Source organism: Streptosporangium sp. NBC_01639, assembly GCF_045209755.1.
GTDB lineage: Bacteria > Actinomycetota > Actinomycetes > Streptosporangiales > Streptosporangiaceae > Streptosporangium.
The window spans coordinates 5,761,902-5,774,097 of the sequence record NZ_CP109272.1; the positions used below are offsets into that span (position 1 = coordinate 5,761,902).

General features: G+C 69.5%; 12 protein-coding genes. 6 read left to right on the forward strand and 6 right to left on the reverse strand.

From position 1 onward, the window contains the following. Window positions 1-40: 40 nt before the first annotated feature. Window positions 41-607: a dihydrofolate reductase family protein gene (locus tag OHA77_RS26395; protein WP_406312146.1), complete on the forward strand. Its 567-nt coding sequence runs from the start codon at window positions 41-43 to the stop codon at window positions 605-607. Between the two features lie 81 nt (window positions 608-688). On the opposite strand, the gene OHA77_RS26400 is transcribed toward OHA77_RS26395, so the two are convergent. Next, window positions 689-1,936, reverse strand: a complete 1,248-nt coding sequence (locus OHA77_RS26400) for an RNA polymerase sigma factor (protein ID WP_406312147.1) — start codon at window positions 1,934-1,936, stop codon at window positions 689-691. A 28-nt stretch (window positions 1,937-1,964) separates the two neighbouring features. Next, entirely contained in the window at window positions 1,965-2,327 is a 363-nt protein-coding gene (locus tag OHA77_RS26405) for a YciI family protein (protein ID WP_406312148.1), read from the reverse strand. A gap of 378 nt (window positions 2,328-2,705) precedes the next feature. On the opposite strand from OHA77_RS26405, the gene nudC reads away from it, so the two are divergent. Continuing rightward, window positions 2,706-3,683: an NAD(+) diphosphatase gene (gene nudC, locus OHA77_RS26410; RefSeq protein ID WP_406312149.1), complete on the forward strand. Its 978-nt coding sequence runs from the start codon at window positions 2,706-2,708 to the stop codon at window positions 3,681-3,683. On the opposite strand, the gene OHA77_RS26415 is transcribed toward nudC, so the two are convergent. Beyond that, window positions 3,684-3,920, reverse strand: coding sequence for a mycoredoxin (locus tag OHA77_RS26415; protein ID WP_326825523.1), 237 nt, complete (start codon window positions 3,918-3,920; stop codon window positions 3,684-3,686). Between the two features lie 72 nt (window positions 3,921-3,992). Continuing rightward, on the reverse strand, window positions 3,993-5,030 hold the full coding sequence (locus OHA77_RS26420; RefSeq protein WP_406312150.1) for an alpha/beta hydrolase: 1,038 nt from the start codon (window positions 5,028-5,030) through the stop codon (window positions 3,993-3,995). 226 nt (window positions 5,031-5,256) lie between these two features. Between OHA77_RS26420 and OHA77_RS26425 the strand changes: the two genes are divergently transcribed. From OHA77_RS26425 to OHA77_RS26440, 4 genes are all read left to right on the forward strand, one after another. Next, the gene (locus tag OHA77_RS26425; RefSeq protein WP_326825521.1) at window positions 5,257-7,311 is read left to right on the forward strand and encodes an ATP-dependent DNA helicase UvrD2; all 2,055 of its coding nucleotides are present in this window, start codon (window positions 5,257-5,259) and stop codon (window positions 7,309-7,311) included. An 11-nt stretch (window positions 7,312-7,322) separates the two neighbouring features. After that, window positions 7,323-8,189 (forward strand): acyl-CoA thioesterase II, encoded by an 867-nt coding sequence (locus OHA77_RS26430; protein ID WP_326825520.1) that lies wholly within the window; start codon window positions 7,323-7,325, stop codon window positions 8,187-8,189. Window positions 8,190-8,728: 539 nt separating this feature from the next. Further along, a complete protein-coding gene (locus OHA77_RS26435) occupies window positions 8,729-8,998 on the forward strand; it encodes a WhiB family transcriptional regulator (protein WP_012894732.1) in 270 nt (89 codons plus the stop codon). Window positions 8,999-9,037: 39 nt separating this feature from the next. Continuing rightward, complete coding sequence (locus OHA77_RS26440; RefSeq protein WP_406312151.1) at window positions 9,038-9,232, forward strand: hypothetical protein; 195 nt, start codon at window positions 9,038-9,040, stop codon at window positions 9,230-9,232. A gap of 324 nt (window positions 9,233-9,556) precedes the next feature. Here the strand turns inward: OHA77_RS26440 and OHA77_RS26445 are convergent, their stop codons facing one another. Together OHA77_RS26445 and OHA77_RS26450 are read right to left on the reverse strand one after the other, a co-directional pair. Beyond that, window positions 9,557-10,894, reverse strand: a complete 1,338-nt coding sequence (locus tag OHA77_RS26445) for an AarF/UbiB family protein (RefSeq protein ID WP_326825517.1) — start codon at window positions 10,892-10,894, stop codon at window positions 9,557-9,559. Between the two features lie 64 nt (window positions 10,895-10,958). After that, complete coding sequence (locus tag OHA77_RS26450) at window positions 10,959-12,059, reverse strand: ThiF family adenylyltransferase (RefSeq protein ID WP_326825516.1); 1,101 nt, start codon at window positions 12,057-12,059, stop codon at window positions 10,959-10,961. Window positions 12,060-12,196 lie beyond the last annotated feature (137 nt).

Sequence of the window (12,196 nt, forward strand, 5' to 3'; positions counted from 1 at the left end):
GCCCGAGGGCGCGAGAGATCCGCAAAGACAGGACATCATCATGGGCAAGCTCATCCACTTCGTGCACCAGTCCCTCGACGGTTTCATCGAGGGCCCCAACGGCGAGTTCGACTGGCCGCGGATGGGCCCGGAACTGTCCGCCTACTCGCAGGAGCTGAGCTCCGGCGACAAGGTGTTCCTCTACGGGCGGGTGGTCTGGGACATGATGTCGGCCTACTGGCCCAAGGCCGAGGAGCACTCCGAGCACGAGCACGACCTGGCCTTCGCCCCGATCTGGCGCGCGGCGCCGAAGGTCGTGGTCTCGCGGACGCTGGAGAAGGCCGCCTGGAACACCCGCGTGATCAGCGAGAACGCCGTCGGGGAACTGACCGCGCTCAAGGAGTCCGGCGCCACCCTGCTGCTGTTCGGCGGGTCGGCGCTGGCCTCCCACCTCACCCGGCACGGCGTGATCGACGAGTACCAGATCTTCGTCCACCCGGTGATCCTGGGCGGCGGCAAGCCGGTCTTCCAGCAGGACCATCGGACCGGCCTCGAACTCACCGAAACGCGGACGTTCGACTCCGAGGTCGTCCTGCTCCGCCACCGGCGCACCGCCGCGCAGAGCTGACCTTGGTGTGCCAACCCGGGAAACGCCCCCCGGAGCCCCTGACCGGCCGGACGGCCCGCAGCTTCGCCGCAGGCCGGCTGTTCAGTTTCCCTGGGCGGCGAGCCGGGCCGCGCGGGTGGTCAGGTGGCGCCGTTCCGGTGCGCTGACGGCGCGTCGGGCGGCGTCGCGGTAGGCGTCCAGTGCCGCCTCGCGTCTCCCGAGCAGTTCCAGGAAGTGGGCGCGGGTGGCGAGCAGGCGGTGGTGGCGTGCCATTCGCCTGTCGGACTCCAGGGCGGTCACCACGTCCAGCCCCGCGGCGGGACCGTCCACCATGGCGACGGCGACGGCCCGGTTGAGGGTGACCATCGGGCCCGGCTCGACCTGTTCCAGCAGGGTGTACAGAGTGAGGATCTGCGGCCAGTCGGTGGCGTCGACATGCTCGGCCTCGTCGTGCACGGCGGCGATGGCCGCCTGGAGCTGATAAGGGCCGACCCGTCCCAGCGGCAGGGTCCGGCTGATCAGGTCGACCCCCTCCGCGATGAGTCGGCGGTCCCAGCGCCCTCGGTCCTGCTCGGCCAGCGGCACCAGATCGCCGTCGGACCCCGTCCGCGCGGGACGGCGCGCGTCGGTGAGCAGCATCAGCGCCAGCAGCCCCGCGGCCTCGGCGTCGTCGGGCAGCGCGCGGCGCAGCATCCGGGTAAGCCGGATCGCCTCGCCCGACAGTGCCGGCGCGGTCAGCTCGGCGCCGTCGGTCCTGGTGTAACCCTCATTGAAGATCAGATACAGCACGTGCAGCACCGCGCTCAGCCGTTCGGCGCGGTCGGCGGGTTCCGGCATGCCGAGCGGTGTGCCGGAGGACTTGATGGTCTGCTTGGCCCGGCTGATGCGCTGGGCCATGGTCGCCTCCGGTACCAGGAATGCCACCGCGATCTGGGCGGTGGTCAGGCCGCCGACCGCGCGCAGCGTCAGCGCGACGCGGCTGGGGGCCGACAGCGCCGGATGGCAGCACAGGAACAGCAGCGCGAGCGAGTCGTCCCGGTCGGTGCTCTGATCGGTGGCGCCGCTCCGCAGCGCGGCCTGCGGAGCGGCCAGGGCGATGCGCTCCTCGCGGCGCCTGCGCGCCTGCTCGCCGCGCACCTGGTCCACCAGCTTGCGGGACGCGACGGTGATCAGCCAGCCCCGCGGATTCTCCGGCGTACCCTCCACCGGCCACTGCAGCGCGGCGGCCAGCAGCGCCTCCTGGACGGCGTCCTCGCACGCGTCGAAGACGCCATGCCGGCGCACGAGCACACCGAGGACCTGCGGCGCCAGCTCGCGCAGCAGGTTCTCGGCGTCACGATCGACGCTCACATCCGCTCCTGCGGACCCGTGGCATCGCTCACATGTCCACCGCGGACTCGTGCAGAACCGGCCACAGCTCGACCGGCTCCACATCGGCGAAGGGCATGTCCGCCGCGATCTGCTGAGCGCGCTCCAGGCTCTCGCAGTCGAGCAGGTAGAAGCTGGCGATGTACTCCTTGGTCTCCAGGTACGGTCCGTCGGTCACCGCCACGGCGCCGTCCTTGCGGCGCACGAGCTGGGCGTTGACCGCGTCCGCGAGCCCGTAGGCGCCCACGAGCTCGCCGGTCTCCCGGTACCTGCGGTTGAACGCGTCCTGCTTGGCCACGGCCTCCGTCCACTCCTCAGCGGGGAAGGAGTCCCACTTGGCCTGGTTCCCGTAGATCATCGCGACGTACTTCATGCTCGGCCGTCCTCCCGCTCTCGCGCGCCGTCCCGCTTCGGTCGGAGCCGCGAACGGGGCTCTGACCTCTGAAAACGACACGAATCTAACCAGATCAGCGCCCGGATCAGCAAAGTAGCAGCCGTCGACATAAGCCCATGCGCGTCATCGGCCGCACTGGCCGCCCTGCTGCTCTACCTGCGCGACCGGACCGGGCGGGTATCCCACAACTCCTTCCACCGGACCGAGGGCGCCCGGTCGTGACGATGCTGCGCCATCGTGATGCGCAGTACGCGCGGGACGCCGTGTCCGGCGGTGTCCCGGCGAGATGGCGATACCCGGAAAGCGGCTCTGTTCTGCGGCGTAGGATGTCCAGTCGGTCTGGGAAGCGGGGACAGCGTGGATATCACTGCACAAGAGGGACTACTGGGACCGCTGCTGCTCGCACGCAGCGCGATCGACCGTTCGGCGATGCTCCGCAACGATGCCGAGTGGCTCAAGCGGGCATGGGCCGACGGTGCGAGCAGGGTCGTGGTGGTCGACGACGGGCAGGCACTGGTCCGCCGGAACGGCGAGCAGACCGCGCTGGTCCTGCTCCCCACGGCCGAGGCGCCCGAGGGTGAGCGCTACCTGCTCGGCGTGGACACCGAGGGCGTCGTCTACTTCGCCGTGTCGGCGCCGCTGGCGGGCGTCTCCCACGGAGACGCGTTCAACCGGCTCGTCGCCCCGCTCGCCCCCTCGGAGCTGCAGGACGGCCGGCCCGTCGCCGCCGGGCTCCGCCAGGTCGGCCCGCTGCTGGACGACCTGGACGCCGGGCTGCTGGTCTACGCGGTCGCCCTGGAGGCGTGGCACTCCACCCACGAGTTCTGCCCGCGTTGCGGGAGCCGCACCGAGGTGCGGGCCGGTGGGCACGTACGGGTCTGCCCCAAGGACGGCAGCCAGCACTTCCCCCGGGTCGACCCCGCGGTGATCATGATGATTCACGACGACGAGGACCGGTGCCTGCTGGCCCGCGGCCCGCAGTGGCCCGAGGGGCGGCTGTCGGTGCTCGCCGGGTTCGTCGAGCCGGGCGAGTCGCTGGAGCACGCCGTGGCCCGCGAGGTGATGGAGGAGGTCGGCGTGCACATCGCCGACCCCCGTTATCTGGGCAGTCAGCCCTGGCCGTTCCCGCGCAGCCTGATGCTCGGCTTCTTCGCGCGGGCCACCACGACGGAGTTCGTCCTCGACCCCGAGGAGATCGCCGAGGCGCACTGGTTCAGCCGCGCCGAGCTGCTGGCCGCGCTGGAGAGCGGTGCGGTGCGCCTGCCCTCCGAGGTCTCGATCGCCCGCAGGCTGATCGAGACCTGGTACGGCGGGCCGCTGGTGGGAGACTGGTGATCAGACGCCCAGACGGGCCTTGACCTCGATCACCGAGGGATTGGTCACGGCCGTCCCGTCCTCGAACAGCACGGTCGGTACGGCCTGGTTGCCGTTGTTCACGCTCATGACGAACTGCGCGGCCTCGGGATCCCGCTCGATGTCGATCTCCCGGTAGGTGATGCCCTCCCGGGTGAGCTGGGACTTCAGCCGCTTGCAGGGGCCGCACCAGGTGGTGGTGTAAACAGTCAGCGCCATTTCGTGGAAATCCCCTCAGATGATGTTCGGCGCTCATGGCAACAAAGTGAGAGCCGTTCATCTTCCCGCCGGTCAGCGGAGCCTGGCGGCTATCCAGGCGTGCACCGTCTCGGCCACGCCGGGCAGCCGGTACATCGGCGAGCTGTGCTCGGTCCCCGGCTCGGTCCGCACCGTCATGTTCACGCCGGCCTTGGCCAGGCGCTCCTGGAGCCGGTTGCTGTGCTCGACCGACACGAACTCGTCCTCGGAGTGGAAGGTCAGGACGGGGGCGTCACCGCGGCTCGCGTGCAGCGGCACTTCCATGCTGTTCCAGATTTTGGGGCACTTGACGGGCTCGCAGCCCCCAGCGAGGAGGATGGCCGACTCACGCAGCTTGCGGCTGTTCACGTCGAGGGTGTCGGCCCCCTCGTTGTAGGCCGTGATCGGTGAGATCACCGGAGAGATGCCGACCACGCCGCGCAGACCGGGCAGACCGCTCCCGTAGGTGCCGACGGCGGTGGACAGGTGACCTCCGGCGGAGAAGCCGACGACCACGTAGTTGTCCGGGTCGAAGGCCCACAGGGGGGCGTGCCTGCGCGCCGTCGCGATGGCGTCGAGGGTGTCGGTGCGCTGGGCGGGCCAGGCCGCGTCTCCGGAGAGGCGGTAGTTGATGTTGAAGACCGTGTAGCCCTGCTCGACGTAGCTCCGGGTCACCGCGGTCATCTGCTTCTTGTCCCCGGACGACCACCAGCCGCCGTGGATCAGGAACACGCCCGGTCGCACGCGGCCGTCGCCCTGGTACCAGACGTCCATCCGCTGCCGGATGTGCGGCCCGTAGGCGACGGTGTCGACGGAGACGCTCTGGAGCAGCGGGTCGGTCGCCGCCGCCGTCTCCGTCGGTGTCGGGGTGGGAGCGGGGGTGGGGACGGGAGTGGGGGTGGGCGTCGGATCGCCCTTCCTCCCGCTGCCGGCCGCCCCGGCCTTCGCGGTGTACGTGGCCTTCCCGGCCGCCCCGGTAGCCGACTGAGAGGGTACGGAGGCCGCGTCCGCCGCCGAGGACGCATGTACCGCGGTGGGGCCGATCATCAACGCCGCCAGGGCGAGCGCACCCACGGTTACCGCAGTTCGCACGAGTATCTTCCTTCTCCCAAGCCACAGTTCGCCCCCATTGTGGGGTAAACCGGCTCATTTATGCATCTCGTTCTGCATCTTGGCGAAACTGCGGGGTATGTCAGGCCGTTTGCGCATTTCGACGGACCACATAGGTTGACGGCGGCACGGCGGCAGAATGAGCGATGCCTGGCCACCGGCTGGGAGGATGTCTCATCCGACCCGTTGACAGCGCGAAGGAGTCTCCATGGAGCCCGACGACGTCCTGGTGGGGCTGGATCCCGAACAGCGCGAGGTGGCGCAGGCCCTCCACGGTCCGGTCTGCGTGCTCGCGGGGGCCGGCACCGGCAAGACGCGGGCGATCACCCATCGCATCGCGCACGCCGTACGCAGCGGGGTGGCCGACCCCCAGAGCGTGCTGGCCGTGACGTTCACCACACGCGCGGCGGGGGAGCTCAGGCAGCGGCTGCGGGAGCTCGGCACGCCGGGAGTGCAGGCACGCACCTTCCACGCCGCCGCGCTGCGCCAGCTCACCTATTTCTGGCCGCGTGTCATCGGCGGCGACCCGCCCAAGGTGATCGAGTCGAAGCTCCCCCTGCTGATCGACGCCTGCCGCGTCATCCGCAGGAACGCGGACCGGTCCGAGCTGCGCGACATCGCCTCCGAGATCGAGTGGGCCAAGGCCACCCAGGTCGGTCCCGAGGACTACGCCGAGGCCGCGGCGAAGGCCGGGCGGATCCCGCCGGTCCCCGCCGAAGAGGTGTTCCGCCTCTACGACGCCTACGAGACGCTCCGGCGCGACCGGCATCTGGTCGACTTCGAGACCATCCTCGAACTCACCGCCGCCGTGATGACCGAGCACCGGGAGGTGGCCTCCCAGATCCGCCAGCAGTACCGCTACTTCGTCGTGGACGAGTATCAGGACGTCAACCCGCTGCAGAAGCTGCTGCTCGACACCTGGCTCGGCGGGCGCGACGATCTCTGCGTGGTCGGCGACCCGAACCAGACGATCTACTCCTTCACCGGAGCCACTCCCCACTACCTGACAGGCTTCTCCGTCGAGCATCCCGGCGCCGCCGTGATCAAGCTGGTCCGCGACTACCGGTCCACCCCCCAGGTCGTCTCCCTGGCCAACCGGGTCCTCGACGCGGCCCGGACCCCGCACAGGCTCGCGCTGATCGCCCAGCGTCCTGACGGCCCCGAACCCGTCTTCGCCGAGTACGACGACGAGTCGGCCGAGGCGGAAGGGGTGGCCCGCGCGGTGAAGAAGCTCGCGGACGGAGGCGTGCCGACCCGCGAGATCGCCGTGCTGTTCCGGGTCAACGCCCAGTCCGAGGCCTACGAGCAGGCCTTCGCCCAGCTGGGCATCCCCTACCTGCTGCGCGGCGCCGACCGTTTCTTCGAGCGCCCCGAGGTCCGTCAGGCCGTCGTGCTGCTGCGCGGTGCCGCCCGTTCGGCGGCCGACGACGACGAGCTGGCCCCGACCGTCCACCACATCCTCGCCGGGATCGGCCTGACCCCCCAGGCGCCCGGAGGCGGCAAGGCCCGTGAGAAGTGGGAGTCGCTGAAGGCCCTGGCCGACCTCGCCGAGGACCTCGCCACCAAGGGCGGGGACCTGCGCGCCTTCGTGACAGAGCTGGAGCGCCGGGCCAGCGAGCAGCAGGCGCCGCCGGTCGAGGGTGTGACATTGGCCTCACTGCACGCCGCCAAGGGCCTGGAGTGGGACGCGGTCTTCCTGGTCGGCGTGACCGACGGCATGCTGCCGATCATCTATGCCGAGACGCCCGGCCAGATCGAGGAGGAGCGCCGCCTTCTCTACGTCGGCATCACCCGGGCCCGTGCCCACCTGGCGCTGTCGTGGGCGCTGGCGCGCTCACCGGGAGGGCGCCGCTCCAGGAAGCCCTCCCGCTTCCTCGACGGCCTCACGGGCCGTCTGGCCGCGCCGCGCCGCGCCGCGGTGCCCGCCGCCAAGGACCGCCGTACGCTCGCCGCACCGGTGAACTGCCGGATCTGCGCCAAGACCCTTGTCGCCGCCGCCGAGCAGAAGCTCGGCAGGTGCACCGGCTGCCCGGCCGACTACGACGAGGCACTGCTGGAGCGCCTGAAAGCGTGGCGCACGAGCGCCGCCAAGGAGGCCAAGGTCCCCACCTATGTGATCTTCACCGATGTCACCCTGCAGGCGATCGCCGAGCGGGCTCCGGTCGCCGAACAGGACCTGCTGGCGATTACCGGGATAGGACGCGTCAAACTGGAGCGGTACGGCGAGGCGGTGTTCGCCCTCTGTCGTGCTGCCGCAGATTAGACGGAGGACGTGTGAACGAGGCGCTCAAGGAGTTGCTGAACCTACTCGACCTGGAACAGATCGAGCTTGACATCTTCCGGGGCCGCAGCCCCGAGGAGCGCATACAGCGGGTGTTCGGCGGCCAGGTGGCCGCCCAGGCACTGGTGGCGGCGGGCCGTACGGTGCCGCCGGAACGTCACGTCCACTCGCTGCATGCCTACTTCATCCGCCCGGGAGACCCGGCGATCCCGATCGTCTACCACGTCGAGCGGGTGCGGGACGGCCGGTCGTTCACCACTCGGCGGATCTCGGCCATCCAGCACGGCAAGGTGATATTCAGCATGTCGGCCTCCTTCCACATCGTGGAGGAAGGCGTCGAGCACCAGGCCGCGGTCATCCCCGAGGTGGTCCAGCCGGAGAGCCTGCCCATGCTCCAGGACCGGATCCTGGAGGTCGTGGGGGAGGACTCGCCGTGGCGGGAGTGGCTGAGCAGGCCGCGCCCGGTGGACGCCAGGTATGTGACCCCCCTGACGTGGGAGGCCCACCTCGACCCGGCGCTGCGCGGCTCGAAGACGAACGTCTGGTTCCGCTACGACACCGAACTGCCCGACGACCCGCTGCTGCACGTGGTGCTGGCCGCCTACGCCTCGGACTTCACCCTGGTGGACACCGTGCTGCTGACCCACGGCCTCGCCTGGGGCGCTTCCAACGTCTCCGGAGCCTCGCTCGACCACGCGATGTGGTTCCACCGTCCCTTCCGGGTGGACGACTGGATGCTGTATGCCCAGGAATCGCCCTGGTCGGGAGCCGCGCGCGGGCTGGCCAGGGGCGAGATGTTCACCCGTTCCGGCGAACTGGCGGTGTCAGTGGTGCAGGAGGCCATGATCCGTGTGAGTTAGATGTAAAACTGCAGGTAGAAAATATGTTGCCCGTCCCTGGGGCCCGGGTTTAGGGTCATGGTCAAGCAAGTCGGACGGTCCTGTCCGACGATCCAAAGATGGAGGTGAGTCCGCTGTGAAGAGCATTCTGATGTCCGCCCAGTTCGGGCTCATCTCCGCGCGCAGCAACGCCCTCCTGCCTTGCGACGGCCGGGCCACCCTCACGGTTGGCGCAGCCGCTCAGCTACAGCAGGAGCAGTCTGCCCGCATCCAGATTCCCGTCGGCCGTGAGGCCGCCCACGCCGCTTTCGCGGCGATGGGCTCCCCGGCCGTGCCGGCACCGGATGCCGGAGGCTACGCACCGACCAAGCACGCCCGAAACGGTGGACTGCGTGGTCCGTACTCCTGGAGGCAACCTCCGGTCATAACCTGACCGAGAGAAAGCCTTCAGGCCGCGGATCCGCAACCAGGATCCGCGGCCTTCTTGTTTGTCCGCGTCATTCCTGACCCCCACCCAGAGGTAACCAAAGATCAATACCTGACACAGAGAGGTGAAGCAGATGGGGGCCCAGACGGTCATGGACCTGATCGACGAAGCCACAATCCCCTGTCGTACCGACCCCGACCTCTGGTTCGCCGAGTCCCCGGAAGACGTGGAGTTCGCCAAGGCGCTCTGCGGGGGCTGCCCGATCCAGCAGGCCTGCCTGGCCCGTGCACTCGAGCGCGAGGAGCCCTGGGGTGTCTGGGGCGGAGAGCTCATCCTTCGGGGAGCCGTCGTACCGCGGAAGCGTCCGCGCGGACGTCCCCGCAAGACCCCGCTCGCCGCCTGATCAACCACAATCCGAATGTTTTCGAAAGGACCACTTCCAATGACCCACATCGGCACCCGGAGCCTGGACATGTCATCTATGCAAGAAGAATTGGTTCGCGACCGAATACAGACGCTCCACCGTGAGGCGGAGGAGCAGCGTCTGGCCACGGACGTCCTGCGTCTGCGGCGCGCCCGCCGCGACGCGGAGCGCGCGTCCACCCGGCTCCGGCATGCGCTCCTGCGCTTCGTCTGATCCGACAGGGATCGGCGCGCGGGTCCGGTAAGGACCGGTGCGTAGGAGGAACAGCTCACTGAGGGGTGGCCCGTTCGAACGGGTCACCCCTTCCGGCTGTTCCGGCCGTGTCCGCCGACCGGTGTGTGGTGTGCTCATCGGCTCGGCTCGGCTCGGCTCGGCTCGGCGTTCGACTCGGGTCGGCCGCGTCGGGTGGTGCGGTTGATCGGGGTCGGGTCGGGTCGGCTGCGTTGGATGGTGTGGTCGGCCGGGGCGGCCGCGTCGGGTGGTGCGGTCGGTTCGGTTCGAGTGGGGTCGGGTGGTGCGGCCGATCCGGCGTGGGGCTCAGCTTGCGAGGTCCTCGTCATCCTCGGCGTCATCCTCGGCGAAGCCGGGAACCCAGCGGACCACCTCTTCGCGGAAGCGGGCGGTGGCGCCGAGCTGGCAGAGCACCCCTATGCCCGCCGCGTGCACCCGGTGGATGAGCACGTAGGAGGCCGGCAGGTTGAGCTGGCGCACCACGTTGCCGGGGCGCAGATCGGTGACCTGGGCCGCCTGCCGCTGCAGCCACTCCCGGCTGAAGGTGAACTCCTCCACCGAGGTCGGCTCGACGTAGGGGGCCAGGAAAGCCCGCAGCGCCTCCATGTCGATCTCGATGTGCGGGAGGATGAAACCCTCGTCGCGCAGGCCCTGGACCACGTTCGCCATGTCGCCGTTGTTGAAGATGCGGGTGAGCTGTCCGAAGGCCGGTGGGTAGCCGTCGGGCAGCCGGTTGACGGCACCGAAGTCGAGCACGCAGAGCCGCCCGTCCTCCATGATCCGGAAGTTTCCGGGGTGAGGATCCGCGTGGAGCATGCCCACCCGCGCGGGAGAGGAGAACAGGAACCGGACGAGAAGCAGGCCGGCGCGGTCGCGCTCCTCCTTGGCACCGTCACTGATGATCCGCGAAAGCGGGGTGCCGTCCACCCATTCGGAGACGAGCACCTGCTCGTTGGCGGCGATGACGTCCGGGATCAGGAAGTCCGGGTCGTCCTTGAACTCCAGCGCGAAGGCGTGCTGGGCCTCGGCCTCACGGAGATAGTCGAGCTCCTCGGACACTCGCTGGCGCAGCTCACCCAGCACAGCCTTGATGTCGAGGCCGGGCAGCAGCGCGGAGAAGAGTTTGCCGAGCCTGGCCAACTGGGTGAAGTCGGACAGCAGCGCCTTGCCGGCCCCCGGATACTGAATCTTGACGGCGACCGTCCGGCCGTCATGCCAGACGGCCTTGTGCACCTGACCGATCGACGCGGCGGCGGCGGGCCTGTCCTCGAACGACTGGAAGTTTTCCCGCCAGTCATCCCCCAACTGCTCGACGAGCACCTTGTGCACGGTCGTGGCCGGCAGTGGTGGAGCGGCGTCCTGCAGTTTGGTCAACGTCGCACGGTAGGGGCCGGCGACCTCCGAGGGCAGGGCGGCCTCGAAGATGGAGAGCGCCTGGCCGAGCTTCATGGCTCCGCCCTTGAGCTCTCCCAGGACCTTGAAGATCTGCTCGGCGGTGCGTTGCTGGATTTCCTGGGCGACAATCTCTGCGGGCTTGCCACCGATCCGTTTTCCCAGCCCGAGGGCGGTGCGGCCGGCGAACCCGATTGGAAGGGCCGCCAGTTTGGCGGAGCGCTCAACGGCGCGGCGCGGAAGGTCACTCACCTTTGGTCTGCGGCGTGCCCGCCGTACAGCGCGACGCCGCTCCCTCCCTTCGGAGTGGTGTCTATCAGCGGCAGGTAGCCGACGCGACCATTGTTAGCGAACCCATGTCGTTTCGGAAGCAACGACATTGAGGATGGACACTCCAAGATCGCCTCCTCCATCTCAGATCAGGCAAAATATCTATTGTTCCGTTGGTCACACTTGTCGTGCATCCGTCGACCAGAGCAAGCGCATGACCGGCCGCTGCCGCCGCCACCAGCGATGACATCACCGTCCCGCAGGCGATTTCGCCTGCGGGGAAGCCGCCAAGACGGGCGCTGACGACCGGCCAGCCAGGGTCGCGGTCGCGTCGAATCAAATCTAGACACTGCAGGCAGGTGCTCTGCCCAGGCAGCACCATCGGACCGACCGTTCCGCACCCCTCGAAGGCGGTCACCAGGAGATGCGGGATCTTCCAGGTGATGAGCTCCTCGACCAGCAGGCCGTCCAGCGGCTCCACCGGAGCGAGGATCACCAGCTCGGGCCTGCGGGCGCCGTCGGCGATGTGGGCGGCACGGTCACCGGTCCACGCGTTGACCGAGGGCGCCACGGCCCTGGCCGCCGCCACCGCCCCCTCCTGCCGGCTCTTCCCTACATCCGCCCAGCTCAGTCCACCGGGAACGACATCCCGGGGCCGGGCCGTACCGGGATCGACGACGCACAGCCTGCCGACCCCGGAGGCAGCGAGCAGTGTGACGATCTGCGCGCCCACCCGGCCCGCTCCGTACACCCGAACCTGGGCGTCGCGCCTGCGCTCCAGTGCCGCGAGGCCGCCGTCCGTCGTGCCGGGGGAGAGGGAGAGCACGTCCAGATCCGGTTGGAGCCGGTCCTGCTCGGCCATGGTGAGTCCGCGCAGCGGGCCAGGCGGTGTCCCGGCGTCGTCCACCACACCCCGGCTGACCAGCAGGTCGAGCAGGGCCTTGCCGCGGTCCTCGCCGATCCCGGCGTCGGCCGCGCCGGCCAGCACCCCCGGAAGATGCCGCATGCCGTCCAGCCCTTCGATCCAGTGGCGGACCTCGGGTTCGAGATCGGCCAGCACCACCGCGTGCCGTGGGTGCAGACCGAACTGCAGGGTGCGCTCGTCACGCGTGACCCGGCGCAGGGCGGGCTTCAGACGGGGTCTCATCGGGGCTCCTTCGGACGGGGAGGAAACACGGCCGTCTCTCCTCCGAGGAGGTGCGTCGGCGTGACGTTGAAGGCGGTCAGCGTGTCACGCCCCCGTGCGCTCCCAAGCGGGTTTCCCGCCGCCTGTGGACAACTCTC